This is a genomic window from Aeromonas sp. S19(2024), from assembly GCF_041402625.1.
GTDB lineage: Bacteria > Pseudomonadota > Gammaproteobacteria > Enterobacterales > Aeromonadaceae > Aeromonas > Aeromonas caviae.
On sequence record NZ_JBGLQU010000002.1, the window covers coordinates 247,748 to 273,942 of the forward strand.

Below are 26,195 nucleotides of genomic sequence, written 5' to 3' on the forward strand. Positions count from 1 at the left end.
CCGTCGCTGGTTATTTGCGCTCGGGCAGCATATTGGTCAGGGTGTTGTCCTTGAGCACATGGTGGTGGTAGATGGCTGCCGCCGCGTGCAGGGCAATCAGGGCATAGCCAATGTTGGCCAGCGTCTCGTGCAACTCCTTGATGGTGCCCTTCAGGCCGTCGTCGGGGGCGATGAGGGCGGGGAGCTCCAGGCCGAAGAAGGGGATGGGCTTGCCGCCCGCACTCAGCAGCAGCCAGCCCAGCAGTGGGGTGAGGATCAGGAAGCCATAGAGCGCCAGGTGGGCGAGCTTGGCCAGCGTGAGCATCAGGGGGGAGAGCTCGGGCACGATACGCGGTGAAGGGCTACCCACGCGCACCAGCAGGCGCACGACCACCAGCGCCAGGATCAGCAGACCCACCATGAAGTGAAACTCCTTCATCAGGTCGCGGCCAGCCGACCCTTTGGGGAAGATATCCCTGAACTCCATCAGCGCATAGACGGCGATCATCAGCAGCAGGGTCAACCAGTGCAGCCCTATGCTCAGGCTGCCATAACGTTGTTCGGTATTTCTCAGCATCGTTGTCTCCTCGCCACTTAAGCGGTTTATCTCTTTTCATCCCGTCTCATATCGAGCCAAAGGACCCGCAGGTATCCCTCTTGAGGGTACTCGGCTTGCTTATGCCCGTGTTGATCTCGATAACATTTCTGCCTGTTTGCCGTCATGCTGACCTGTGCGGGAGCCCATGGAGTATCGGGAGATGGAAGGGGCAAAAAAAAACCGAAGCACCAGGCTTCGGTTTTTGGCGGTCGCTGGCGTCAGGCCAGGGCGCATTATTTCTTGATGCGGATCACCGGGGTTTCGCCCACGGTCACGGCGCCAGTCATCTTCACCAGCTCTTTGATCTCGTCCATGTTGGAGATGACCACAGGTGTCAGGGTAGACTTGGCTTTGGCTTCCAGAACGGCCAGATCGAACTCGATGATGGTGTCACCGCGCTTGACCTGTTGACCTTCCTGAGCGATACGGGTGAAACCTTCACCCTTCAGCTCGACGGTGTCGATACCGAAGTGAACGAACAGCTCGATACCAGAGTCGGACTCCAGAGAGAACGCGTGGTTGGTCTCGAAGATTTTGCCGATGGTGCCGTCGCACGGAGCAACCATCTTGTTGCCGGCCGGCTTGATGGCGATGCCGTCGCCGACGATCTTCTCGGCGAAGACGACGTCAGGCACATCTTCGATGGGGACGATTTCGCCGGACAGCGGAGCAAAGATTTCGATGCCGCCAGTGTCAGAACTGTCGTCGGAAACCAGTTTCTTCAGTTTGTCGAACAGACCCATAGTAAAAGCTCCTAGAGATGATTGTCGCTGTTTGCAGCCGATCTTAGCAGACTGCCTTCTGCTTAATAAAGTTATCTACGCACGCTTCGATTTCGGCGGCGGTGGCAAAGCTCAGCGCCTGGTCGGCCATGGCCTTCACATCTTCGAAGTTGGTGTTGCGGATAAGCTTCTTGATACGCGGTACAGAGATGGCGCTCATGGAGAACTCATCCAGACCCATACCCAGCAGCAGCAGGGTGGCGCGTTCGTCACCAGCCAGTTCACCGCACATACCGGTCCACTTGCCATTGTCATGGGAAGCGTCGATCACCATCTTGATCAGGGTCAGGACGGAGGGTGACAGCGGGTTGTACATGGCGGAAATCATCTCGTTACCACGGTCGACAGCCAGGGTGTACTGGGTCAGGTCGTTGGTACCGATACTGAAGAAATCCACTTCCTTGGCCAGATGATGAGCCATCACGGCCGCGGCCGGGGTCTCGATCATGATACCCACTTCGATGGATTCATCAAAGGCTTTGCCTTCGGCACGCAGTTCGGCTTTCAGCGTCTCCACGGTAGCCTTCAGGCTGCGGAACTCTTCGACGGAGATGATCATCGGGAACATGATGCGCAGTTTGCCGAAGGCAGACGCACGCAGGATGGCCCGCAGCTGGGCGTGCATGATGTCGGTGCGATCGAAGAAGATACGCACGGCACGCCAGCCCAGGAAGGGATTCATCTCTTTCGGGAAATTCATGTAGGGCAGTTCTTTGTCGCCGCCGATGTCCATGGTACGGACGATGATCGGTTGATCCGGCATGGCTTCGGCCACTTCTTTGTAAGCCTTGAACTGCTCGTCTTCGGTCGGCAGCGCGTCACGGTCCATGAACAGGAACTCGGTACGGTACAGACCCACGCCTTCGGCGCCGTTGCGGATGGCGCCTTCGGTATCCTTGACGGTCCCGATGTTGGCGCACACTTCGACCTGGTGGCCATCCAGAGTGATGGCAGGCAGGTCTTTGAGCTTGGCCAGCTCGTCCTTCTCGGCCTGGAACTGGGCCTGGAACTTCTTGGCTTCGTTCAACTGGTCGGCGGTCGGGTTGATGATGACCTGGTTGTTGATCGCATCCAGCACCAGCATGTCACCGTTCTTGACGCGCTCGGTGATGTCGTTGGTGCCCACAACGGCCGGCAGCTCCAGGGAGCGGGCCATGATGGAGGTGTGGGAGGTACGGCCACCGATGTCGGTGACGAAGCCCAGCACGTATTTCAGGTTGATCTGAGCGGTTTCAGACGGGGTCAGGTCTTTGGCGACCAGGATGACCTCTTCGTCGATGGTGCTCAGGTTGACAACGGCGATGCCCAGTACGTTCTTGACCAGACGGGTGCCGATGTCACGGAAGTCGGTGGCGCGCTCACGCAGATAGGGGTCATCCAGATCGGCCATCATCTTGGCGTACTGTTCGATCACCTCGTGAACGGCTCTGTCGGCAGAGGCCTTGTGTTCTTTGATGAAGGATCTGATATCCCCTTCCAGCTCTTCATCTTCGAGCAGCATGATGTGGCCTTCGAAGATGGCCTCTTTTTCTTCACCGAAGGTGCGACCGGCCATCTCTTTGATGGCTTCCAGCTGTGCGGCTGACTTGGTGCGGGCTTCGAGGAAGCGGTTGATCTCGGCATCAATCTGTTCGGCGGGAATCTTGCCCTGATTGATAACGATTTCATCTTCTTTCAGAAGAAGCGCCTTGCCGAATGCGATACCGGGGGACGCAAGAATGCCAGATATCATAATCCTTCCTATTAAAACGACTGTGGGGGAGGAATAAAGCTGGATTACTCCAGCTCGTCCATCAGGGCAACCAGCTTCTCAACGGCTTTCTGAGCGTCCGGGCCGTCAGCCTGGATGGTCACGTTGGTGCCTTTGGTCAGACCCAGGGTCTGGAGCTTGAACAGGCTCTTGGCGCTGGCGGATTTGCCGCCGGAGACCACAGTGATCTCGCTTTGGAATTCTTTGGCTTCTTTCACGAACTGAGCTGCAGGACGGGTGTGCAGGCCGTTTTCAGCAGTAATAACAACAGACTTCTCGTACATGGTTTCACCCCATATTATTGATATTGTTTGGAGAGATGGTCGCCAATGAGGCTTCCTGTCTCACCGTGTCAGTATGGATATGTTGTAAAGTAACGAAATCAGACCTGCAATGGTTTAATCCAGGTCAATTTTCTGTGCAGTATTCGGCGTCATGGCCAGGTATTTTTTCGCTATCAGGCTGCAAGCCGCGTCAGGACTGGCCTGAAATTATTTTATAACGAAAAATAACACTTTGTTACCTTGTGATACCTTGCCAGCAAACACCTCGTGACGCCGCACAGGATATGAGATTTATCACAGAATGTCTGCTTTTTTTGTCATATCCAAGTTTGTTATTTTACCCCAAAAAATAAGGGGCCGAGTGGCACTGGTGGCTAGAGAGTTTAGCGCATAATGAAAACGGCGCTCCGAGGAGCGCCGTCGTTTTGGTGTTGGCTGATCAACTACTGCTGCAATTCCTGCTCGCTGAACACACCGGCGAAGAGGGCGCTGGAGAGGTAACGCTCGGCGGCGCTCGGCAGGATGACGACAATCGTTTTCCCTTCGAACTCCGGCTGCTCGGCCAGACGGTTGGCAGCGACCACGGCAGCGCCGGAGCTGATACCGGCCAGGATCCCTTCCTCTTCCATCAGGCGGCGGGCCATCTCGATGGCTTCGTCACTGCTCACCTGCTCGACGCGGTCCAGCAGGCTCAAATCCAGGTTGCCCGGGATGAAGCCGGCGCCGATGCCCTGGATCTTGTGGGGACCGGGCTTTATCTCTTCACCCGCCAGTTTCTGGCTGATGACGGGGGATTCGCTGGGCTCGACCGCCACGGAGACGATGGCCTTGCCTTTGGTCTTCTTGATGTAGCGGGAGACCCCGGTGATGGTGCCGCCGGTACCGACGCCCGCCACGAACACATCCACCTCGCCATCGGTGGCGTCCCAGATCTCGGGTCCAGTGGTCTGCTCGTGGATTTCCGGGTTGGCCGGGTTTTCAAACTGTTGCAGCAGCACGTACTTGCCCGGCTCGGATTCGAGGATCTCGTTGGCCTTGGCAATGGCGCCCTTCATGCCGAGGGGACCTTCGGTCAGCACCAGGTTGGCACCCAGGGCCTTGAGCAGCTTGCGGCGCTCCAGGCTCATGGTGGCCGGCATGGTCAGGGTGATGGGATAGCCGCGGGCCGCAGCCACGAATGCCAGGGCAATGCCCGTGTTGCCGCTGGTGGGCTCGATGATCTCCTTGCCCTTGGTCAGCACGCCGCGTTTCTCGGCATCCCAGATGAGGTTGGCACCGATCCGGCACTTGACGCTGAAGCTCGGGTTGCGGCTCTCGATCTTGGCCAGCACGCGGCCCTTGGTAACACGGTTGAGACGAACAAGCGGGGTGTTGCCTATGGTCTGGCTGTTGTCCTCAAAAATTTTGCTCATGGTGCTATCCCTGTGTTTGTTAAGGCGATGAAACAAGATTACCCTGTGGTTTCTGAATGAGAAGTGACGAATCGTTATAACAATATGTTATTACAACATATAGAACTTATTCTCTCTTGCCGAGGGGGCTCCCGCTGCCTGGGCATCCAATGGAAGGGATCTCATGGGATTTGCAGGAAGCGACCGCTATCTCGCATCACAGGCACTGAAGATGGCCGTCGATGCCGCCATCGTGCTGGAGAAGCCGCTGCTCATCAAGGGTGAACCCGGTACGGGCAAGACAGTGCTGGCGGAGGCGGTAGCCGAATCCCTGGGCGCCGAGCTCATCAGCTGGCACATCAAGTCCACCACCAAGGCCCAGCAGGGGCTCTACGAATACGATGCCGTCGCCCGGCTGCGAGACTCCCAGCTCGGTGACCCCAGGGTAGGGGAGATTGGCCACTACATCCGCCGGGGCAAGCTGTGGCAGGCCTTCAGCGCAGAGCGGCGGCCAGTGCTGCTCATCGATGAAATCGACAAGGCGGACATCGAGTTTCCCAACGATCTGCTGCTGGAGCTGGATCGGATGGAGTTCGATGTTTACGAGACCGGCGAGCGCGTGAAGGCGCGCCAGCGACCCGTGGTCATCATCACCTCCAACAACGAAAAAGAGCTGCCGGACGCCTTCCTGCGCCGCTGTTTCTTCCACTACATCCGCTTCCCCGACAAGGCCGAGATGCAGGCCATCGTCAAGCTCCACTACCCAAACCTCAAGGATCGGCTGCTCGACGAGGCGATGACGCTCTTCTTTGAGCTGCGTGCGGTAGAGGGGCTGCGCAAGAAGCCGTCCACCTCCGAGCTGCTGGACTGGATCCGGCTGTTGTTGGCCGACGACATCGCCCCCGAAGCCCTGCGCACCCGTGAGCCGGGCAAACTGGTGCCTGCCCTCTACGGCGCCCTGCTCAAGACCGAGCAGGACCTGCATCTGTTTGAGAAGCTCGCTTTTCTGGCCAGACGCGGCAGCTGACCCATGCTGATCGACTTTTTTACCCATCTGCGCCGTCACAAGCTCCCCTGCAGCCTGCGCGAATTGCTGGATCTCCATGGGGCCTTGGCGGCCGGGCTTGCCAGCCTCGATATGGATGAGTTTTATCTTCTGGCTCGCTGCCTGCTGGTGAAAGACGAGGCGCACCTGGATCGCTTCGATCGCGCCTTCGCCGAGTATTACGAAGAGTTGGCCGTCATCCCCCTGTTGCCGGAGAGCCTGCCTGACGACTGGCTGCGCAAGGAGTTCGAGCGACTGTTAAGCCCGGAGGAGAAGGCGTTGCTCCAATCCCTTGGCGGGCTGGACAAGCTGCTGGCGACCCTCAACCAGCGCTTGAACGAGCAGAAGGAGCGTCACGCCGGCGGCAACAAGTGGGTCGGCACCGGGGGCAGCAGCCCGTTCGGTCACGGCGGCTATCACCCGGAAGGGATCCGCATGGGGGGAGAGGGTCAGCACGGGCGGGCGACCAAGGTGTGGGAAGCGCGCCACTTTCGCAACTTCAGTGACGACTCGCCCCTGGGGCAGCGCGCCATCCAGCTCGCCCTGCGCAAGCTCAGACGCTGGGTGCGCCGGGGCAATCCCGACGAGCTGGATCTCGACGACACCATCCAAAGCTCGGCCAGGCAAGGCTGGCTCGATGTGAAGCTGCGGCCCGAGCGCCACAACGGGGTCAAACTGCTGGTCTTCTTCGACGTAGGGGGCTCCATGGATGCCCATGTGGCCGAGGTGCAGCGCCTCTTTTCGGCCCTGCGCCACGAGTTCAAGCACCTGGTGTTCTTCTATTTTCACAACTGCCTCTACGACTTCGTCTGGCAGGACAATGCCAGGCGCCTTGATGATCGGTTCGATACCCTGCGGCTGCTGCGCACCTACGGCAGCGACTACAGGGTGATGGTGGTGGGGGATGCGAAGATGGGCCCCTATGAAATCACCTGGCCAGGTGGCAGCGTAGAGTACTGGAACGAGGAGCCCGGCCAGGTGTGGCTCGGGCGCCTGCAACAACATTTCCCCAAGATGGTGTGGGTCAATCCGCTGCCAAGGCAGGAGTGGCTGTGGCATCCCTCCATCAAGTTGATGAACGAATTGATCGGCGGGCGGATGCACCCGCTGACCCTGGCGGGTCTGGCTGCGGCCATCGACCAGCTGTGACCCTCTGAACCCTAAAAAACAGACAAGCCGGGATTGCACCCGGCCAGGAGCAAAGATGACCTCTATCGTAATCAGTGGCTCAGGCCTCTATACCCCTCCCTTTGCCGTCAGCAATGAAGCGCTGGTGGCGGCCTTCAACCAGTACGTGGATCTCTACAACGAGGAGAACGCCTCCGCCATCGATGCAGGGCAGCTGCCTGCCAAGCAGCACTCGAGCTGCGAGTTCATCGAGAAGGCCTCCGGCATCAAGAGCCGCTATCTGGTGAGCAGCGAGGGGGTGCTGGATCCCGACATCATGCAACCGCTCATGGCGGAGCGCCCGGACGATCAGCCCTCCATCATGGTGGAGATGGCGGTGGCGGCCGCCGAGCAGGCGCTGATCGCCGCCGGTCGTGAACCGGGGGAGATCGATCTTGTCATCGTCGCCGCCTCCAACATGCCGCGCCCCTACCCGGCGCTGGCCATCGAATTGCAGCACTATCTCGGCGCCAGCGGCCTGGCGTTCGACATGAACGTGGCCTGCTCTTCCGCCACCTTCGGGATCAAGACCGCCGCAGACATGCTGGCGGCAGGCACCGCCCGGCTGGCGCTGGTGGTCAATCCGGAGATCTGCTCGGGTCACCTCAACTTCCGCGATCGGGACAGTCACTTCATCTTCGGCGACGCCTGTACCGCCGTGCTGCTGGAGCGGGAGGCCGATTGCCAGGTGGCCAACCCCTGGCAACTGGTGGCCAGCAAGCTGGTGACCCAGTACTCCAACAACATCCGCAACAACTTCGGCTTCCTGAACCGGCTCAGCCCGCGCACCCGCTACGGCGACGACAAGCTGTTCCGCCAGCAGGGGCGCAAGGTGTTCAAGGAGGTGCTGCCCCTGGTGTGCGATCAGATAGCCTCCCAGCTGGCGGAGCAGGGATGGGCGGCCGATGGCTTGAGCCGGCTCTGGCTCCATCAGGCGAATCTGACCATGAACCAGTTCATCGGTCGCAAGTTGCTGGGCCATGACGCCAGCCAGCAGGAGGCGCCTGTCATCCTCGACCGCTACGGCAACACCAGCTCGGCGGGTTCCATCATCGCCTTCCACCTCTTCAACCAGGATCTGCCGAGCGGGGCTCGCGGGGTGCTCTGCTCCTTTGGGGCCGGTTACTCCATCGGCAGCCTGCTGCTGCAGCGGCGCTGAGCACCCTGTTTTGCCCATAAAAAAGCCACCCGGGAGGGTGGCTTTTTTCATGCTGCCAGAGAGGCTCTTTTCAAGCGGGTTCGATGGTAAGCACCTGACATTGCGGTTCTTTTATCTGAAATCGCACGTTCACATCGAACAATCTGACACCGTACACCTTGTCATCCGGCTTGCCCTTCTTGTAAGCAGGGCGGGGATCCTGAGCCAGCACCTCCCTCACCAGTTCACGCAGCTCCGGGTGGGCCTTGAGCCAGGGGGCGAGCTGCTGCTCGGCCTGGGCGCTGAAGCTCACCGCCAGCGGCGGGGTGGGGGCATCGGGGGCGAAACCGCCACGGGCGTGGGGCAGGCTGTCGGCATAGGGGACATAGGGCTTGATGTCGACGACGGGGGTGCCGTCGAGCAAGTCCACGGCGCCCAGCTCGAGCCAGAGTTTGCCGCGCTCACGTCCCACCCCGTGCAGCTCGACCACGGAGAGGCCAAGGGGGTTGGGGCGGAAGGTGGAGCGGGTGGCAAAGACCCCGACCCGCTCGTTGCCGCCGAGGCGCGGCGGGCGCACCGTCGGGTGCCAGCCCTGATCCATGGTCTGGTGAAACACGAAGCTGATCCAGAGATGGGAGAATTGCTCGATGCCGCGCAGCGTATCGGGCTGATCATAGGGAGGAAGCAGTTCGAGGCGGGCGCGAGCCGCGCTGACCAGGCCGGGCTGGCGGGGTATGGCGAACTTCTCCTTGTAGGGAGAGCGGATGATCCCTAGGGTATCGATATCGAACTTCATGGCGGATCCTGGCTGAAAACCCGGGCAATGTAGCACAGGCACGCCGAAAACGCAGGGGGAGTACTAGGACGCAGCCCCTGTGATCCCGATCGCAGACCCGGTGCCCGGGGGCTGTGTCCTGGTGCCAACTTGCGTAGGGTGGGGCGGCAAAAGGGGTGGCGGGGGAGCGGACAAGGAATCTGCTGCCCGCACCATGACGATATGCCTGGGACGTGTGCTCACCATGCCAGGCCATGGCCGTTTCGGCTGCCCGTGGAGGGGCTACAAGGAGAGGGCGCCATAGAGGAGAGACAGGGATGAAATTGTTGATTATCGGCGGCACTGGCTTTCTGGGTCGCCACCTGACCACGCTGGCCCTGGATTGGGGGCACGAGGTGACGCTGTTCAATCGCGGCCACCGCCAGCACCCGGATTGGCGGGAGCTGACCCAGCTTCACGGGGACAGAGACGGGGACCTGGCCCCCTTGCGGGGCGAGGGGCGGCACTGGGATCTGGTCATCGACACCTGCTGCTATCGCCCCGAACAGGCTGAAGGACTCTCTGACGCCCTGCTGGGGCGCTGCGATCGGCTCATCTTCATCTCTACCATCAGTGTCTATCGCGATTTTTCCCAACCCGGCATGGATGAGTCGGCCCCCCTGCACGAGATGGCAGGAGCGCCCACCGACTACGGCCCCCTCAAGGTGCTGTGCGAGTCGGTGTATCGCGCCCGCTGGGGAGATCGCCTGTGCACCCTGCGCCCCGGCGTGCTCTGCGGCCCCTTTGACCCGACAGCTCGTCTTGCCTGGTGGGTGAGGCGGGTGCAGCGGGGCGGGCCCTGGCTCTTGCCGGGGCTGGGGGAGGACAGGCTGCAATACCTGGATGTGCGCGACTGCGCCGAGTTCGTGCTGCGGGCTGCCGAGCAGCGACTCGCTGGGTGCTTCAACCTGATCAAGCCCGGCATCGCACTGAACGACTGGGTGGAGCGCCTCGCTGCCCGGCTGACGCCAGTGACCCCCTTGCAGCTCGAGTGGGCTCCCTGGCGTGACCTGATGGCGGCAGGGGTGGCGCCCTGGCAAAGCTATCCCACGCTGCTGCCAAACGAGCTGCCCGAGTATGCAGGGTATGGCACCATCAGCGCCGAGGCCGCCATCGTCCATGGGCTGAACTTTCGCCCCCTGGAGGAGACGGTTGACGATCTGGTGGTATGGCTTGCCAGCAACCCCCGGGGGCCGCTGCCAGGCATGACCCCTGATGAGGAACAGGCCCTGCGACGACGGGGGGCGCTTCCCCTGTCATCGAATGCGTACTAGCTGACATCATAAAGAAGAGGGCACCCCAGGGTGCCCTCTTCTCATGTGGAGTGTTCATCCATGACGGGGCTCAGCGCAGCAATGCCCCCGCCTCGGCCAGCAGGGCCCTCAGCACACTGCGATGGCAGCGGGACTCCTGTTCGCAGTAGCACCCCACCGAGAAATGGGTGGTGTGGGAGAGGGCGGCCAGCAGAGCCAGATCGTGCCTCGCGGCCGGGACGGCCATCTCGGCCTTGTACTGCTTGCAGAAGGCGGTCCACCGGGCCGGGGTGTCGGCAGTCTGACCGAGTTTCATGGTCTCGGCGCTGGGGGCCAGATTGGGGAACCAGACGTCGTACCAATCCTGGCTGGCGAACGCCGCTTTGGGCACGCCGCGAGGGGGGCGACGCACGGTGCCGATGCGAAGCCCCTCATCCTCGAGGCGGGGGCTGCCTAGTCGCACGATGGCGATCGCCATGGCAGGACTTACTTCTCTTCGGCCACTTTCAGCGCCTGACCGTAGCAGATCACCTGCTTCAGGCAGCCGGGCACGTCGCTGAACTCAGCGCACTTGTCGAAGCTGACGCCGTTGCCCCCCATGTCCGCCACGCGGCGGCGGGCCAGGGTGCGGGCTTCACCGGCATTGGGCACCGCCTGATTGGCATCGCTCTGGCAGGATTCCCCCTCGACGGTGCCGAGATAGAGGTAGTTGAGGTCGGCGAGCTCGCTCTGCTCGTAGATCCGCACGCTCCCCGGCTTGAAGTACTCGTCGAAGTTTTCCTTGTCCAGATTGCTGTTGAAGGCGAAGTCGGCGCAACCGGAGGCAATCAGGGGCATCATCAGGATCAGGCGTTTCATATCGGCATCTTGTTGGGTGGCGAGTGGGCCATTATAGGGGGCAGTCGCCGATGGCGACCAGCCCCATTTTTAGCCATATCAATGGATTGTAGCGAGACGACCCCGGATCAGGCGGGGGCCAGTCGCCGGTGCAGGCTGCGGTAGTGATCATCTTCCAGCAGCTCCTGGTGGGGGGCACACAGACGGATGCGACCCTCTTCCATCAGGGCTACCCTGTCCATCCGTTCCAGCCCCAGCAGGCGGTGGGAGATGAGCAGCAGGGTGCGATCCGCCCCCAGGGTCAGCAGCAGATCCATGATCTCCCGTTCGGTCTGGGTATCGAGCCCTTCGGTGGGCTCGTCCAGCAGCCAGAGCGGTGCATCGTGGAGCAGGGCGCGGGCGATGCCGATGCGGCGGCGCTCTCCGCCGGAGAGCGGACGCCCGCCATCCCCGAGCCAGGCATCCAGTCCCTGTTCGGCCTGCTCACCCTCATCGTGGAGCAGAGTTCCGAGCCCCACCTGGGTGAGTACCTCGATGAGCCGTTCGTCGCTGGCTCCGGGGGCGGCCAGGGTGAGGTTGCCACGCAGGGTATCGGCAAACAGGTGGACCCGCTGGCTCACCACGGAGCAGGAGGCGCGCAGCGCCTCTTCGCTGTAATCGGTGAGGGGCTTGCCATCGAGCAGGATCTCCCCCGATAGGGCCGTCCACTCCCGGGTCAGCAACCCCATCAGGGTGGACTTGCCACAGCCGGTCTGCCCCAGCAGCGCCAGCTTCTCCCCGGCATGCAGTTGCAGGGTGCACCCTTGCAGCACGGGAGCATCCTGGCCTGGATAGGTGAAATGCAGGTCGCTTATGTGCACGGCACCCCGGGCAGCGGGGGCTTGCTGTGCGCCCCACTCCGGTGCCTTGGCCTCTTGCAGGATCTCGTTGAGACGGCGGGCGGAGGTGAGGCTGGTGGAGAGGTGCTGGAAGGCACCGGCCAGCGGCAGCAGCGCCTCGAAGCTCGCCAGGGTAGCGAACACCATGAGTGCCGTGATGGGGTCAGGGGCACTGCCACCGACGCCGTGACCGGCCAGCCAGAGCATCAGGGTCAGAGTCCAGCCGCTCAGCAACTGCACCGAGAAGGCGGCCAGGCCGCTGACACGGGCCATGCGGGCCTGGGCCCGGATCAGGGCCTGCTCCGCCTGCTGCAATCCGGTGAGCGCCTCGGGAGCGGCGGCGAACATCTGCAGTTCGGCTTGGCCGTCCAGATAGTCCACCATGCGGGTACGCAGGTTGGACTTCTCGGCGATGAGCTGGCGGCCCGGCGCGCGCCCGGCAAAATAGAAGACCAGGGGCAAGGCCAGCATGCCAAAGAGCAGAATGGCTCCCAGCGTCAGCGCTAGGCGACCATCGAAGAAGGAGAGGAAGAAGACCAGCCCGGCGCAGCTCAGCAGCGCCGCCCCAATGGGGGTGATGAGGCGCAGATAGACGTGATCCATGGCGTCGATGTCGGCCACCAGACGGTTGAGCAGGTCAGCCTGGCGAAAACCGGCAAGGGAGCCGGGGGAGAGAGGGGAGAGCTTTTGCCAGAACCAGACCCGCAGCCGGGTCAGCACCCGGAAGGTGGCGTCGTGGCTCACGACCCGCTCGCCCCAGCGACTGGCGGTGCGCACGATGGAGAAGAAACGCACGCCCCCCGCAGGGGTCATGTAGTTGAAGGTGTCTCGGGTGGCGACCGTCAGCCCGGCGACGGCGGCGGCGGAGAGGAACCAGCCGGAGAGGGAGAGCAGGCCCATGCCGGCCACCAGGGTGACCAGGGCCAGCAGCAGGCCGATGGAGAGGCTGAGCCAGTGCTGGCGATAAAGGCGCAGGAACGGCAATAGATCAGTCATCGAGAGAGTCTCCGAAACCTTGGGATTGCGACAGGAGGCGGGCGAAGGGGCCCTGGGCCTCGCCGAGTGCGGCAAAACGTCCCTGCTCCACCAGCTTGCCGTGCGCCAGCACCAGGATGTTGTCCATCTGGCTGAGCTGATCGAGGCGGTGGGTGATCATCAGCAGGGTCTGACCTTGTGCGGCCTGTTCGAGGGCGCTCATGACGGCTCGCTCAGAATGGCGATCCAGGCTGGCAGTGGGTTCATCCAGCACCATCATCTGGGTCGTCTTGAGCAGGGTACGGGCAAGGGCGATGCGCTGGGCCTGGCCGACGGAGAGACCGCCCGCCTGATCCCCGACCCGATAGTCCAGCCCTTTCTCGTTGACGAACTCCCAGGCCTGGGCGCGCTTGAGCGCGGATTCCAGCTCGGCGTCGCTGGCGGATGGTCTGGCCAGAAGCAGGTTGTCCCGCAGGGAGCTGTGGAAGAGTTGGGGATTCTGGGAGAGCCAGCCTAGCTGCTGGCGCCACTGGCTGATGTCCAGGGTACGAAGTTCCACTCCGTTGACGCACAGGGAACCGCGATAGGGGGCAAAACCGAGCAGGGCATTGACCAGGGAGCTCTTGCCCGCGCCGCTGATGCCGACCAGGGCGGTGCGCGTGCCGGCTTCCAGCGTGAAATCGAGGGGACCGACCAGCACCTTGCCCTCAGCGCTCAGCACTTCCAGGCTGCGGGCTTCTACCTTGACGGGGCCATCCGCATGGAAGGGGAGCGTCCCGGAGGCGGGTTCGCTCACGTCGGCCTCGAGAAATTCCAGCAGTTGTTCGGCGGCGCCAATGGCCTGTGCCTTGGCGTGATAGTGGGCACCGAGTTCCCGCAGCGGCGCGTAGAACTCGGGGGCGAGGAAGAGCACGAACAGGCCGGTAAAGAGGGTGACCTTGACGCCATAGCTGCCAAAGTTGAGGTGATCGATGTAGGAGAAACCGAAGTAGACGGCCACCAGGGCCACCGCGATGGCTGCGAAGAACTCCAGCACGGCCGTGCTCAGGAAGGCGAGGCGCAGTACCTCCATGGTGCGCTCGCGAAAATCTTCCGATGCATCGCGGATGGCCTCCCCTTCCGCCCGGGTACGCATGAAAAGCTGCAGGGTGCGCAGTCCCTTCAGGCGATCGAGGAAGTGGCCTGAGAGGCGCGCCAGCGACTGGAAGTTGCGGCGGTTGGCATCGGCGGCACCCACCCCCACCAGGATCATGAAGAGAGGAATGAGGGGGGCCGTGCCGAGCAGAATGAGGCCCGCCGCCCAGTTGACCGGGAACACGGAGACCAGGATCACCAGGGGAATAAAGACGGCGATGGCCATCTGGGGCAGATAGCGGGAGAAGAAGTCCTGCATCTCTTCGATCTGCTCGAGCAGCAGGCTGGCCCAGCTACCGGCGGGACGACGCTGGATATAGGCGGGGCCGAGCCTGGCGAGGCGGGTGAGCACCAGCTCGCGGATGGCCTGGCGCACCGCACTGCCCGCCTTGAAACTCGCCACCTCGCGGCCATAGGCCAGGGCCGCCTTGGTCAGGGTCACCAGCAACAGACTGATGAAGAGGGGGGCGGAGTGCTCCGGCGTGGAGCCTTCGATGATGAAACCGTGAAGCAGGCTCGCCAGCAACCAGGCCTGCATCACCATCAGGACGCCCTGACCCAGCCCGAAGGCGATGGAGATGCCGATCCAGCGCCGACCATGGCCCGATTGTTTGCGCAACCAGCCATAGAGATGTTTCTGTCTGTTCTTGTCCATTACCACCCTCCTCAAACGAGTGGCGCAAGACTATCGTCGCCCCCACGGCTTGGCAACCTTGCAGAACCGGGCGGAGGAACATCATTGTGTGAAAAATCGGCTTCATGCTCATTAGTTGGCCGAACAGCTTGATTTATGGCAAAAAATGCGAGGTCGGTGATTGCGCTCGGCGGCAAAATGCATATAGTAGAGGCCACTGACGCGGGTGTAGTTCAATGGTAGAACGGTAGCTTCCCAAGCTGCATACGTGGGTTCGATTCCCATCACCCGCTCCACATTCCAGATAGCGGCACGCGCCGTTGTCCATATCAGCCAGATGGCTGTCTGTCGTGGGGATTCCCCATCACACCGAGCAAGTTTTGATGCCTAGCGGGCATCGTATAATGGCTATTACCTCAGCCTTCCAAGCTGATGATGCGGGTTCGATTCCCGCTGCCCGCTCCAGTCTTCACACAAAAAGCCCACTCCTGCGAGTGGGCTTTTTGTTGTCTGTTTTTTGATGCCGGCGAGAGTGCCAGAGCGGCCAAGCTGAAAGGCGCAGACATGGAAAAGGCGCCACAGGGCGCCTTTTCAACTCGGGAGTGGGGAGGATTACTCCTGCTCCAGCTCGCCGCAGAAGCGATAGCCTTCGCCATGGATGGTGGCGATGATCTCCGGGGTGTCGCCCACGCTCTCGAAGTGCTTGCGAATACGGCGGATGGTCACGTCCACGGTGCGGTCGTGGGGCTTGAGTTCGCGGCCCGTCATCTTCTTGAGCAGCTCGGCACGGGTCTGGATCTGGCCCGGGTTCTCGCAGAAATGCAGCATGGCGCGGAACTCGGAGCGGGGCAGCTTGAACATGTCGCCAGCCGGGCTGACCAGGGCGCGGCTGTTGATGTCCAGGGCCCAGCCATTGAACAGATAACGTTCCACCAGCTTCTTCTCTTCGCCACCGGCGGCCACGTTCATGGTGCGGCTCAGCAGGTTGCGGGCACGGATGGTCAGTTCACGGGGATTGAACGGCTTGGTGATGTAGTCATCTGCGCCGATCTCCAGCCCCAGGATCTTGTCCACTTCGTTGTCGCGACCGGTCAGGAACATCAGGGCGATGTTGTCATCTTCACGCAACTCGCGCGCCAGCAGCAGGCCGTTCTTGCCCGGCAGGTTGATGTCCATGATCACCAGGTTGATGGTGTGGCTGGTCAGGGCCTGGTGCATCTCGTCACCGTTGTTGGCTTCGAGCACGATGTAGCCTTCGGCTTCGAAGATGCTCTTGAGGGTGTTGCGGGTGACCAGCTCGTCTTCGACGATCAGAATATGTGGTGTTTGCATGAGTATTCCCAGATTCTTATCAGTTAATTATCGAAATTTTAACACTCTTTGGCGTTATCCGACCGGTCCTGAAAATTTATTACGTCATCCTGGGTATGAATATCAGGTCGAATCATCGCGAATTTGGTAACTATGTCGGCAAGCATCCCTGTGCCGTACATGGGCTCTCAACAAGTCTGAACAAGAGAAGCCCGGAGAGGTAGTCCATTACAAAAGTTGCTGCATTTTATCAGTTAACAGGCGCATAACAACACTCTTTGCCGTCAGATAGCAACTTTTTAACTCAGCTTTGATATAAGTCAATCCCCGAGTTCGCTGCATCATACTTGGGCTGACCCGCTTTTTCGCCCTTAATAAATGTAATGGGATGTAACATGTGGTTGACATGACTTTGTGGGAAAACTACAGAAAAGTGTGCTTCATCGCCCCCTTTGCGCCTCCCAGCTGCCCAGCCTATGCCATTGTCACGGCCTGGAACCCGGCCAGCCGGTGGGTGGGGCTGCGTCGCAATACCCGTCGCCAGCGAGCCCTTGTCCGGCAAGTGGGCGAGTGTCTCGTCATGGGAGAGGTCTGGGGGAGCGATGAGGATGAGCGCTGGCAGGAGGCGTCTCTGCTGTTGCCGCTTTCGCAGCCAGAGGCGACCCGGCTGGCCGCCCGATTTGGCCAGAATGCCCTCTATTGGGTGCGTGAAGGAGAGCTCTGGCTGGTGCCCGTGTTGCTGGAAGGGACGCCCTGTCATCTGGGGGCGCTTGCGTCCCGCTGGCGGTTCAGGCCTTCGGGCTGACATGGCCCCCCGCCATCCGGACAGGGCACCCGGCCGGTGGATTGTCAGCGCCCCGACATGATGAAAGAATGAGCGGACATATTTCACTCCATGGAAGGATGATGATCATGCTGGACCTGCTGCCCGACCTTTGCGATGAACATGGCGATGCCCTTAGGATCGCTGACCCCCTGTTTCACGACTATGGCGGCAAGGCGCTGTTTTACGGCGAGGCCGTGACCCTCTCCTGCTTTGAAGACAACAGCCTGGTGCGTGAGCTGGTCAATCGTCCCGGCCATGGCAAGGTGATGGTGATCGACGGGGGCGGCTCCCTGCGTCGGGCGCTGCTCGGGGATCAGCTGGCCATCAAGGCGGTGGAGCAGGGGTGGGAGGGGATCCTCATCAATGGTGCCGTGCGGGATGTAGGGACGCTGGCGACCCTGGCGCTGGGGGTCAAGGCCCTGGCCCCCTGCCCGGTCAAGACCGAAAAACGGGGCCTGGGCACGCTGGACACCGTGGTCTCTTTTGCCGGTGTGACCATAGCGCCCGGCGACTATGTCTACGCCGACCTCAACGGTGTGCTGGTGAGCGGCGCCAGGCTCCTCTGAACCTCAGAAGTTGAAGCCCACTCCCAGAGTGAGAAAGTGTTCCGTGCTGAAGGCACTGAGTCCGTAATTGGCGGTGATGGCCAGGGAGGGGGTCACCAGCAGGCTGCTGTTGAGCTCAACCAGGGTGCTGGCCTTGCTCACCTCCAGTTGCTTGAGCTGGCTGCCGATGTTGAGTGACGGGGAGAGGCGATAGCGCACCCCAGAGCTGATATTGAACCCGGCCTGCCCACTTTGGGGGCCGATGGCGGGGCCGGCCTCCATGTAGAGGCTGATGTCATCCTGAAGCGGGTATTGATAGCCGGTATTAATGAGCCAGAGGTCGAAGTTGTCGCCAAGATGGCTCTGGTTGCCGAGCAGTACGCCGGAATAGCTTTTGACGTAGAGCGGGTTGTCCGATTCGGTCTGGAGAAAACTCCAGTCGGCGGCCTGAGCCGAAAAGACGAGGCTGGATGCCATGGCGATGACGAGAGACTTGACCATTCGTTTCCCCTCCCTGGGTCCGAACAGGACTACAAGCATGGCACATGCCAGCGGGGAGTAAAGGGAACCCAGATCACAATAAAAGAGTTTTGATTGACGCTGCAGTCATGGTACACAGGCCCCTCACTCCGTGTCGTTACGACACGCTCCATCACGAGGTGAACTGATGAACAACAAACTGATCCTGCTGGCCGCTCTGGCACTGGGAGGCTGCACCATTACTACGGGTTCCACGCTGGCACAATTGCAGGCATCGACCTGGCAACTGCAAGGGGCGAGCGGTGATACCTTCACCCTGCAGGTCGCCGGTGACAAGGTGGCGGGCAAGGGCGGCTGCAACCGCTACTTTGGCGGCATCACAGAGCAGGGTGACGGCGTGTTGACGCTGGGCGCCATGGGTTCGACGCGCATGATGTGTGCGGGGGATCTGGCCGGCAAGGAGATGAACTACCTGCAGACCCTGGAGAAGGTGGCGAGCTTCCAGATCAGCGGCAAACAGCTAGTACTCAAGGATGCCGACAAGGCCACCTTGCTGACCTTTGACGCCGTGAAATAAGCCGGAATCTCGTCAAAGGCTGTCGCAGGCGAACCCTGCGCCAGCGTGCAGAAGAATGTTAAAAGGGACGCAATGGCGTCCCTTTTTGTGCCTGATGTCGGGTCATCCCCCTCGCTGGAAGCGAAACCGCTTCTTGCGCCGGTAGGGATAGACATCCTCGAACATCCCCTCCTTGATGTTGCTCTGCAGCATCTTCCAGTAGTTGGCGTCGAAGAGCTCCTTGTGCAACTGCATCATGATCTCCCGCACCTGGGGTTTTTGCAGCAGGAAGGTGGCGAACTCCTCCGGGAAGATGTCGTTGGGTGCCACCGAATACCAGGGTTCGGCGCTCCACTCGTCCTCCGGGTAGCGCGGCGGCGGGATCTGGCGGAAGTTGCACTCCGTCATGTAGCAGATCTCGTCGTAGTCATAGAAGACCACCCGGCCGTGGCGAGTCACCCCGAAGTTCTTGAACAGCATGTCGCCGGGGAAGATGTTGGCCGCCGCTAGCTGGCGGATGGCGTTGCCGTACTCCTCCAGGGCGAGGCGGGTCTGCTGTTCGTCCGCCTGATCCAGATAGAGGTTGAGCGGGATCATCTTGCGCTCGGTGTAGAGGTGTTTGATCACCAGCTTGTCGGCGGTGAGGGTAAGCGCAGAGGGCGCCACCGCCTTGAGCTCGGCCAACAGCTCCGGCGAGATGCGATCGAGGGGAAACTCGAAGTTGGTGAACTCCTGGGTATCTGCCATGCGGCCCACTCTATCGTGCTGTTTTACCAGCCGGTATTTCTCCTTCACCTGCTCGTGGCTCACCTCCTTGGGCGGGGTGAACTCGTCTTTTATCACCTTGAACACCACATCGTAGGAGGGGAGGGTGAACACGCTCATCACCATCCCCTTGATGCCGGGCGCGATGACGAACTGCTCCCGGCTCTGGGCCAGGTGCTGCTGGTAGTGACGATAGAGCTCGGTCTTGCCGTGTTTCTGGCAGCCGATGGCGTTGTATATTTCATAGTCCGGTTTGCGGGGCATGATCTGGCGAAGGAAGGCCACAAAGAGCGCCGGTACCGGGGCATAAACCATGAAGTAGGCGCGGGCGAAGCCGAACACGATGGAGGCCAGCTCCGGCTCGAAGATGACGGTGTCCACATAGATGCTCTGACCGGTGCTGAGCAGGGGCAGGATGAAGGGATAGACTTCTCCCTTCACCCGGATGAGCCCCACCAGGTAGGCTCCCTTGTTGCGATAGAACACCTCCCTGAGCAGCTCGATGGCGAAGGGCTCCTCGTGCAGGATGGCCGGGCCGCTCTCTGCCAGATGGCGGTGGATGTCCATGATGTCCCGCTGCTTGTCTTCGAAAGGGAGGGTGAAGCTGTAATCTCCGAGCAGCTGGCTCAGGGTCTGGGGCAGGTGGGAGAGATCGGTGCGATAGATACGCAGCAGGGATCCCAGATCAGGCTTGTCGCCCCGGCTCACGAAGGGGTGGATATAAAGGTTCTCGTCGCGGATGTTGCGATGGCGGAAGATGCGGCGATAGACGGAATTGAAGAAGGACTCCGCCACCTCGAAGTTCTCGCAGCGGGGCAGGAGATCGCTGAAGGCGCCTTTCACCTGCTTGAGCAGGGCCTGGGTCGGCAGCTGCTCCCCCATCATCTGTTTGATCTGCGCCGTGGTGGCGCCGACATGGTGATCATAGAGGCGGATGCGCTCTCGACCGGCGAGCTGCACCCCCAGCCAGTCGCTGTTCTCGAAACGGCTCTTGCTGCCCTGGGTTATCTCGAGAAAGCGGCTGTAAAACGACTCAAAACGTTGCAGGATCGTCTCGGCGACCGCCTGCTCCAATGGCTGCTGCATCTCTCTCTTCCTTGTGATCTGTCGGGCCCATGGCGTCAGTGCCCTGAGGCGGCGGACTCGCGTCCAAGGCCACTATGGCAACATCCAAACATCTGTTCAAGTGGCAATATTTCGGGATAAACGGTAGATTGCGCCCCTGTTTTGCCGACGGTTCGCCGCAGTTCGCGGCGTCGGCCCCATCCTGGAGAGAACCCGATGAAACTCTATTTTGTGCTGGTGTCGCCCGCCCGTGCCGCCAACGTGGGGGCTGCTGCCCGCGCCATGAAGACCATGGGCTTCGACGCCATGCGACTGGTGGGGAGCCGGGTGCACGAAGAGGAGGAGGCGAGCTGGGTTGCCCACGGGGCGCAGGAGATCCTGACGGATGCGCAAGCCTTCGACACCCTGGAAGAGGCCTTGGCGGACATGGATCTGGTGGTCGCCACCACCGCCCGGCAGCGCGGCCGCTACCAGCACTACCTCACCCCGGCGGACATTCGCGACCAGATCAGGGCCAAGCCCTCCCTCGGGAAGGTGGCCATCGTGTTTGGCTGCGAGGAGTCCGGACTCTCCAACGAACAGCTCGCCCTGGTGGATCTCATCAGCTACCTGCCTCTCAAGGTCTCATACCCGTCCCTGAACCTGGGTCAGGCGATCATGCTGTATGCCTATGAGCTGAGTCCGCTGCTCGATGACCAGAAAGTGAGCGACGAGCAGGACGTAGCAGAAAATTTCGAGAGTGCCGGGCAGGTTCGCGTGCTGAAATCAAAAACAGCAGAATTGCTTGGTGAACTCGGAGTTTCTCAGGATGAAAAACTGCATCAATGGGTGATGGACCGAGTGCCCATGCTGCCGCAGCGGGATCTCAATATGCTCCATCTGCTCTGCAAAGACCTTGCCCGCAAGTTTGGCAAGGAGGTTTAGGTTGACAGCCCCTCGCCGGGCGCGGTATTGCTAACAACCAGATTCGTTCAAGAGTGTTCGTCATGCAGCTATTCACCAACGTCATCACCACCACCATTATTACCGGTACCACCACAGGTGGCACTGGGGCCGGTTGATGCGCTGACGAACAAGCACAGAAATCAGAAAAAGGCCCGTACCCACCCAGTACGGGCCTTTTTTGTTGGATTGTTTTTAGACCAATTAGCAGATCAATTTGCAGGGAATACAGGGAGATAGCGATGAGAGTGTTGAAATTTGGCGGGTCGTCACTGGCCGACGCAGAGCGTTTCTTGCGGGTTGCCGATATCGCGGTGAATACCCATGGCCAATCCCAGGTGGCCCTGGTGCTGTCGGCACCGGCCAAGGTGACCAATCACCTGGTCGCCCTGGTGGAACAGACCAGTCGCGGCATGGATGCAAGCAGTACCCTGTTCGAGATCAACGGCATCTTCTCCCGCCTGCTGGCGGGGCTCAAAGCCGCCTATCCTGCGCTGGATGACAAGGCGCTGCAGGCTCGTTTGACCAGCGAACTGGATCAGGTCGAGCGGCTGATGCAGGGCATTCGTCTGCTGGGGCTGTGCCCGGACAACGTCCAGGCACGCATCCTGAGCCGTGGCGAGAACCTCTCCATCGCCTTCATGCACGAGCTCTTGCGGGTGCGCGGCCTCGAGCTGGATCTCATCGTGCCCGAGCAGTTGCTGGTCACCGATGGCGGCTACCTCGAAGCCCATGTGGACATCGAAGCCTCCCGGGTGCGCTTCGCCGCCAAGGGCCTGCGCTCTGATTGTCTCTACCTGATGCCGGGCTTCACCGGTGGCAGCGACAAGGGCGAGACCGTGCTGCTGGGCCGCAACGGCTCCGACTATTCCGCCGCCGTCTTGGCCGCCTGCGTCGATGCCGAGTGCTGCGAGATCTGGACCGACGTGGAGGGCTGCTACAACTGCGACCCGCGCCTGGTACCGGATGCCTACCTGCTCAAAACCCTCTCCTATAAAGAGGCGATGGAGCTCTCCTACTTCGGTGCCAAGGTGCTGCACCCGAAGACCATCGCCCCCGTGGCCCAGTTCCACATTCCCTGCCTCATCAAGAACAGCTTCAATCCGCAGGGGCCGGGGACGCTTATCGGCGTCGAGCAGGGGGATGACGATCTCAAGGTGAAGGCCATCTCGGATCTCTCCGGCATGTGCATGTTCAACGTCTCCGGCCCCGGCATGAAGGGCATGGTGGGCATGGCGGGCCGGATCTTCTCCGCCGTCTCCCGCGCCGGGGTCAGCATCGTGCTGATCACCCAGTCATCCTCCGAGTACAGCGTCAGCTTCTGTATCCACAGCTACGACAGCGACAAGACCCGCAAGGTGCTGGAGCGCGAGTTCGAGCTGGAATTCAAGAACCAGTTGCTGGACCCGCTCGAGATCATGACCGATCTGGCCATCATCTCCCTCATCGGTGACGGCATGCGCACCTCCAAGGGGATGGCGGCGCGCTTCTTCACCTCCCTGGCCCAGGCCTCCATCAACATCGTCGCCATCGCGCAAGGGTCGAGCGAGCGCTCCATCTCCGCGGTCGTGCGCTCCGGCAAGGTGGCGGAAGCCATCAAGGCGTGCCACCAGAACTTCTTTGGCAGTCAGCAGTTCATCGATCTCTTCGTGGTCGGGGTGGGCGGCGTCGGTGCGGCCCTGGTGGATCAGATTGCCCGCCAGCAGCCGGTACTGGCCGAGCAGGGCACCGGCCTGCGGGTGGTCGGCATCGCCAACAGTCGTCAGATGGCGGTCAACAAGGATGGCCTGGTCCTCGCCAACTGGCGTGAACAGCTGGTGGAAGCCCAGGGCAGTTTCAGCCTGGAGGCGGTGAAGAAGCTGGTGGAAGAGAGCCACCTCATCAACCCGGTGATCGTCGACTGCACCTCGAGCGAAGCCGTGGCCGTCCAGTACGCCGATTTCCTCGGGGCCGGTTTCCACGTGGTCACCCCGAACAAGAAGGCCAACACCGGGTCGCTGGATTACTACAAGGCGCTGCGTCGCACCGCCCGCCAGACCCGCCGCAAGTTCCTGTACGAGACCAACGTGGGCGCGGGCCTGCCGGTCATCGAGAACCTGCAAAACCTCATCAAGGCCGGTGACAAGCTGCGCGCCTTCGACGGCATCCTGTCCGGGTCGCTCTCCTTCATCTTCGGCAAGCTGGACGAGGGGATGGCCTTCTCTGAGGCGACCCAGATCGCCCGCGGCAACGGCTTCACCGAGCCGGATCCCCGCGACGATCTCAACGGCATGGACGTGGCTCGCAAGCTCCTGATCCTGGCCCGCGAGGCCGGCATGGCGCTGGAGCTCTCCGATGTGGAGGTGGAGCAGGCACTGCCGCCGGGCTTTGACGTGAGCGGCGACGTGGAAGCCTTCATGGCCCGCCTGCCCGAGGCCGACGGCTGGTTCCGCGACCAGTTCGCGGCGGCCCAGCGTGAAGGCAAGGTGCTGCGTTACGTCGGCTCCATCGAGGGTGGCAAGTGCAAGGTGGCCATCAAGGCGGTGGGTGGCGACGAGCCCCTGTTCAAGGTCAAAGACGGGGAGAACGCGCTCGCCTTCTTCTCCACCTATTACCAGCCCATCCCCCTGGTACTGCGCGGCTATGGCGCAGGGACCGAAGTGACCGCCGCCGGTGTCTTCGCCGATGTGCTGCGCACCCAGAACTGGAAGCAGGAGCTGTAACATGAGTTCAGAGATGAACCCGAATGTGGAAATCGGCGGCAGCGTGGTGGCCTACGCCCCGGCCTCCAGCGCCAACCTGAGTGTGGGCTTTGACGTCCTGGGGGCGGCGCTCGCCCCCGTGGATGGCTCCCTGCTGGGTGACCGCGTCCAGGTCAAATCGGCAGAGGTGCCTTTCGCTCTCTCTTCCGTGGGCCGTTACGCCCACAAGTTGCCGGACGACCCGAAAAAGAACATCCTCCACGACTGCTGGGTCGCCTATGGCGAGGCGCTTGAGAAGCGCGGCCTGGGTCTCAAGCCACTGGAAATGGTGCTGGAGAAGAACCTGCCGGTGGGCTCGGGTCTGGGATCGAGCGCCTGCAGCGTGGTGGCGGCACTCGAAGGCCTCAACGCCTTCCACGGCGCGCCCCTGAATGAACACGACCTGCTGCTGCTGATGGGGGAGATGGAAGGGAAGATCTCCGGTTCCGTCCATTACGACAATGTGGCGCCCTGTTATCTGGGCGGCATGCAACTGGTGCTGGAGGAGGGGGGCGTCATCAGCCAGGGCATCCCGGTGTTTGACGAGTGGTACTGGGTGGTCTGCTACCCGGGCACCGTGGTCTCCACCGCCGCCGCCCGTGCCATCCTGCCGGCCCAGTATCGCCGCCAGGACTGCCTCACCTATGGCCGCCGGCTGGCTGCCTTTGTGCATGCCAGCTACAGCCGCCAGGAAGGGCTGGCCGCCAGCGTCCTGAAAGACGTGATCGCCGAGCCTTATCGCGCGGCCCTGATTGAAGGCTTCAACGAGGTGCGGGCCCAGGGGGCCCAGAACGGGGCGCTGGCCACCGGCATCTCGGGGTCCGGTCCCACCGTGTTCGTGGTGATGAAGGATCTGGCCCAGGCCGAACGCATGAAAGAGTGGATGGAAGCGCACTTCGTGCGCAATGAAGATGGATTTGCCCGGGTCTGCAAACTGGACATGGCCGGGGCACGGGTAACAGGAAGCGAGCTATGAATCTTTACAACATCAAGGACAAGAGTGAACAGGTGAGCTTCGCCCAGGCGGTGCGTCAGGGTCTGGGCCGCGAGCAGGGGCTGTTCTTCCCAGAGACCCTGGAGCCGCTGGCCGACGTGGATGCCCTGCTGGATCTGCCGCTGGCCGAGCGCTCGGCCCGCATCCTGAGCCACCTGCTGGGTGATGAAGTACCGGCTGCCAAGGTGAGCGAGCTTATCGACGCCGCTTTCACCTTCCCGGCGCCCCTGGTGAAGCTCAAAGATGGCACCTATGCCCTCGAGCTGTTCCACGGCCCGACCCTGGCGTTCAAGGATTTCGGCGGCCGCTTTATGGCCCAGTGTCTGGCTGCGTTCAGAACCAATGACAAGATCACCATTCTCACCGCCACCTCCGGCGACACCGGCGCCGCCGTGGCCCACGCCTTCTACGGCCTGGAGGGGATTGAAGTGGTGATCCTCTACCCTAAGGGCAAGATAAGCCCCTTGCAGGAGGCGCTCTTCTGCACCTTAGGCGGCAATATCCGCACCCTCGCCATCGACGGTGACTTCGATGCCTGTCAGGCGCTGGTCAAGGATGCCTTCGACGATGAAGGGCTCAAGACCGCCATCGGCCTCAACTCCGCCAACTCCATCAACATCAGCCGCCTGCTGGCCCAGGTCTGCTACTACTTCGAAGCCGTGGCCCAGTTGCCGAAAGCCCAACGGGCCAAGGCGGTCATCAGCGTGCCGTCCGGCAACTTTGGCAACCTCACCGCGGGGCTCATCGCCAAGGCGCTGGGGCTGCCGGTGAAGCGCTTTATCGCCGCCACCAACGCCAACGACACCGTGCCGCGCTACCTGAAAACCGGCCAGTGGGAGCCGCACCAGACGGTCGCGACCCTGTCGAACGCCATGGACGTAAGCCGCCCCAACAACTGGCCGCGGGTGGAAGAGCTGTGCCGTCGCAAGGGCTGGGCGCTGGAAACCTTGGGCTCAGGGATGCGTGATGATGCCCAGACCCGGGATGCGTTGCAGCGCCTGCATCAGCTGGATTACCTGTGCGAGCCCCACGGGGCGATTGCCTGGGATCTGCTGAACGAGCAGCTTGGGCAAGACGAGGTCGGTGTGTTCCTCTGCACCGCCCATCCGGCCAAGTTCAAGGAGTCGGTAGACGAGATCCTGAATCTGGATGTGCCGCTGCCGGGCCCGCTCGCCAAGCACGCCGCGCTGCCGCTCCTGTCTCACGATCTGCCCGCAGACTTTGGCCGCCTCAAGGCCTTCCTGCTCGGTTAAGCCGTCATGAGACGCTGACGATCCCCCGCTTTTTCACGAAAGCGGGGGATTTTTTTATGTCCGGTATTGATGTCCGGTA

The 26,195-nt window shown here is 61.6% G+C and carries 24 protein-coding genes, 2 tRNA genes and 1 other annotated feature; of the genes, 13 read left to right on the forward strand and 13 right to left on the reverse strand.

Annotated elements, in window-relative coordinates; genetic code table 11:
- Positions 1-10: 10 nt before the first annotated feature.
- The 5 genes from ACB037_RS05495 to cysK all read right to left on the reverse strand — a co-directional run bounded on the left by ACB037_RS05495 (position 11) and on the right by cysK (position 4,805).
- Positions 11-556, reverse strand: coding sequence for a cytochrome b (locus ACB037_RS05495; protein WP_236274372.1), 546 nt, complete (start codon positions 554-556; stop codon positions 11-13).
- Between the two features lie 254 nt (positions 557-810).
- Positions 811-1,320, reverse strand: coding sequence for a PTS glucose transporter subunit IIA (gene crr, locus ACB037_RS05500; RefSeq protein WP_010673569.1), 510 nt, complete (start codon positions 1,318-1,320; stop codon positions 811-813).
- A 43-nt stretch (positions 1,321-1,363) separates the two neighbouring features.
- Entirely contained in the window at positions 1,364-3,091 is a 1,728-nt protein-coding gene (gene ptsI, locus ACB037_RS05505) for a phosphoenolpyruvate-protein phosphotransferase PtsI (protein WP_041213301.1), read from the reverse strand.
- 44 nt (positions 3,092-3,135) lie between these two features.
- Positions 3,136-3,393 carry an HPr family phosphocarrier protein gene (locus tag ACB037_RS05510; protein ID WP_005303128.1) on the reverse strand — a complete coding sequence of 86 codons (258 nt, stop codon included), beginning with the start codon at positions 3,391-3,393 and terminating at the stop codon, positions 3,136-3,138.
- Positions 3,394-3,836: 443 nt separating this feature from the next.
- Positions 3,837-4,805, reverse strand: a complete 969-nt coding sequence (gene cysK / locus ACB037_RS05515; RefSeq protein WP_010673571.1) for a cysteine synthase A — start codon at positions 4,803-4,805, stop codon at positions 3,837-3,839.
- Positions 4,806-4,968: 163 nt separating this feature from the next.
- Here cysK and ACB037_RS05520 point away from each other — a divergent pair, with 163 nt between their 5' ends.
- From ACB037_RS05520 to ACB037_RS05530, 3 genes are read left to right on the forward strand one after another with little or no spacing between them, the layout of a single operon-like run.
- Positions 4,969-5,811, forward strand: a complete 843-nt coding sequence (locus ACB037_RS05520; protein WP_151028674.1) for a MoxR family ATPase — start codon at positions 4,969-4,971, stop codon at positions 5,809-5,811.
- Positions 5,812-5,814: 3 nt separating this feature from the next.
- Positions 5,815-6,978, forward strand: a complete 1,164-nt coding sequence (locus ACB037_RS05525) for a VWA domain-containing protein (protein ID WP_043155833.1) — start codon at positions 5,815-5,817, stop codon at positions 6,976-6,978.
- A 55-nt stretch (positions 6,979-7,033) separates the two neighbouring features.
- On the forward strand, positions 7,034-8,155 hold the full coding sequence (locus tag ACB037_RS05530; RefSeq protein ID WP_039039348.1) for a beta-ketoacyl-ACP synthase III: 1,122 nt from the start codon (positions 7,034-7,036) through the stop codon (positions 8,153-8,155).
- A 70-nt stretch (positions 8,156-8,225) separates the two neighbouring features.
- On the opposite strand, the gene tsaA is transcribed toward ACB037_RS05530, so the two are convergent.
- Positions 8,226-8,930 carry a tRNA (N6-threonylcarbamoyladenosine(37)-N6)-methyltransferase TrmO gene (tsaA, locus tag ACB037_RS05535; RefSeq protein WP_371175003.1) on the reverse strand — a complete coding sequence of 235 codons (705 nt, stop codon included), beginning with the start codon at positions 8,928-8,930 and terminating at the stop codon, positions 8,226-8,228.
- A gap of 296 nt (positions 8,931-9,226) precedes the next feature.
- Between tsaA and ACB037_RS05540 the strand changes: the two genes are divergently transcribed.
- Positions 9,227-10,222, forward strand: a complete 996-nt coding sequence (locus ACB037_RS05540; RefSeq protein ID WP_371175004.1) for an NAD-dependent epimerase/dehydratase family protein — start codon at positions 9,227-9,229, stop codon at positions 10,220-10,222.
- A 70-nt stretch (positions 10,223-10,292) separates the two neighbouring features.
- Here the strand turns inward: ACB037_RS05540 and ACB037_RS05545 are convergent, their stop codons facing one another.
- From ACB037_RS05545 to cydD, 4 genes are all read right to left on the reverse strand, one after another.
- On the reverse strand, positions 10,293-10,679 hold the full coding sequence (locus ACB037_RS05545) for a DUF488 family protein (RefSeq protein WP_309563439.1): 387 nt from the start codon (positions 10,677-10,679) through the stop codon (positions 10,293-10,295).
- A gap of 8 nt (positions 10,680-10,687) precedes the next feature.
- Positions 10,688-11,059: an Rcs stress response system protein RcsF gene (gene rcsF / locus ACB037_RS05550; RefSeq protein WP_010673578.1), complete on the reverse strand. Its 372-nt coding sequence runs from the start codon at positions 11,057-11,059 to the stop codon at positions 10,688-10,690.
- A 107-nt stretch (positions 11,060-11,166) separates the two neighbouring features.
- Complete coding sequence (gene cydC, locus ACB037_RS05555; RefSeq protein WP_371175005.1) at positions 11,167-12,912, reverse strand: cysteine/glutathione ABC transporter ATP-binding protein/permease CydC; 1,746 nt, start codon at positions 12,910-12,912, stop codon at positions 11,167-11,169.
- A complete protein-coding gene (gene cydD, locus ACB037_RS05560; RefSeq protein WP_104451711.1) occupies positions 12,905-14,680 on the reverse strand; it encodes a cysteine/glutathione ABC transporter permease/ATP-binding protein CydD in 1,776 nt (591 codons plus the stop codon). The genes cydC and cydD overlap by 8 nt, the downstream gene beginning before the upstream one ends.
- A 201-nt stretch (positions 14,681-14,881) precedes the next feature.
- Here cydD and ACB037_RS05565 point away from each other — a divergent pair.
- Both ACB037_RS05565 and ACB037_RS05570 read left to right on the forward strand, forming a co-directional pair.
- Positions 14,882-14,955 (forward strand) — tRNA-Gly (locus ACB037_RS05565).
- 94 nt (positions 14,956-15,049) lie between these two features.
- Positions 15,050-15,124: transfer RNA gene (locus tag ACB037_RS05570), tRNA-Gly, on the forward strand.
- Positions 15,125-15,271: 147 nt separating this feature from the next.
- Here ACB037_RS05570 and arcA read toward each other — a convergent pair.
- Positions 15,272-15,991 carry a two-component system response regulator ArcA gene (gene arcA, locus ACB037_RS05575; RefSeq protein WP_010673581.1) on the reverse strand — a complete coding sequence of 240 codons (720 nt, stop codon included), beginning with the start codon at positions 15,989-15,991 and terminating at the stop codon, positions 15,272-15,274.
- A gap of 385 nt (positions 15,992-16,376) precedes the next feature.
- On the opposite strand from arcA, the gene ACB037_RS05580 reads away from it, so the two are divergent.
- Positions 16,377-16,775 carry a DUF3293 domain-containing protein gene (locus tag ACB037_RS05580; protein WP_371175006.1) on the forward strand — a complete coding sequence of 133 codons (399 nt, stop codon included), beginning with the start codon at positions 16,377-16,379 and terminating at the stop codon, positions 16,773-16,775.
- Between the two features lie 107 nt (positions 16,776-16,882).
- Positions 16,883-17,362, forward strand: a complete 480-nt coding sequence (locus tag ACB037_RS05585; protein ID WP_039039382.1) for a putative 4-hydroxy-4-methyl-2-oxoglutarate aldolase — start codon at positions 16,883-16,885, stop codon at positions 17,360-17,362.
- Positions 17,363-17,365: 3 nt separating this feature from the next.
- Here ACB037_RS05585 and ACB037_RS05590 read toward each other — a convergent pair whose 3' ends face one another.
- The gene (locus tag ACB037_RS05590) at positions 17,366-17,842 is read right to left on the reverse strand and encodes a hypothetical protein (RefSeq protein ID WP_039039355.1); all 477 of its coding nucleotides are present in this window, start codon (positions 17,840-17,842) and stop codon (positions 17,366-17,368) included.
- A 166-nt stretch (positions 17,843-18,008) separates the two neighbouring features.
- On the opposite strand from ACB037_RS05590, the gene ACB037_RS05595 reads away from it, so the two are divergent.
- Positions 18,009-18,398, forward strand: a complete 390-nt coding sequence (locus ACB037_RS05595) for an META domain-containing protein (protein WP_371175007.1) — start codon at positions 18,009-18,011, stop codon at positions 18,396-18,398.
- 102 nt (positions 18,399-18,500) lie between these two features.
- On the opposite strand, the gene aceK is transcribed toward ACB037_RS05595, so the two are convergent.
- The gene (aceK, locus tag ACB037_RS05600; protein ID WP_104454506.1) at positions 18,501-20,228 is read right to left on the reverse strand and encodes a bifunctional isocitrate dehydrogenase kinase/phosphatase; all 1,728 of its coding nucleotides are present in this window, start codon (positions 20,226-20,228) and stop codon (positions 18,501-18,503) included.
- 195 nt (positions 20,229-20,423) lie between these two features.
- On the opposite strand from aceK, the gene ACB037_RS05605 reads away from it, so the two are divergent.
- From ACB037_RS05605 to thrC, 4 genes are all read left to right on the forward strand, one after another.
- Entirely contained in the window at positions 20,424-21,131 is a 708-nt protein-coding gene (locus ACB037_RS05605; protein WP_371175008.1) for a tRNA/rRNA methyltransferase, read from the forward strand.
- Positions 21,132-21,199: 68 nt separating this feature from the next.
- Positions 21,200-21,334, forward strand: a sequence feature (Thr leader region).
- Between the two features lie 57 nt (positions 21,335-21,391).
- Positions 21,392-23,851, forward strand: a complete 2,460-nt coding sequence (gene thrA, locus ACB037_RS05610; RefSeq protein WP_346199469.1) for a bifunctional aspartate kinase/homoserine dehydrogenase I — start codon at positions 21,392-21,394, stop codon at positions 23,849-23,851.
- Between the two features lie 13 nt (positions 23,852-23,864).
- A complete protein-coding gene (thrB, locus tag ACB037_RS05615) occupies positions 23,865-24,845 on the forward strand; it encodes a homoserine kinase (RefSeq protein WP_010673589.1) in 981 nt (326 codons plus the stop codon).
- The gene (gene thrC, locus ACB037_RS05620) at positions 24,842-26,116 is read left to right on the forward strand and encodes a threonine synthase (RefSeq protein ID WP_039039359.1); all 1,275 of its coding nucleotides are present in this window, start codon (positions 24,842-24,844) and stop codon (positions 26,114-26,116) included. Before thrB ends, thrC begins: the two co-directional genes overlap by 4 nt.
- Positions 26,117-26,195: the final 79 nt, after the last annotated feature.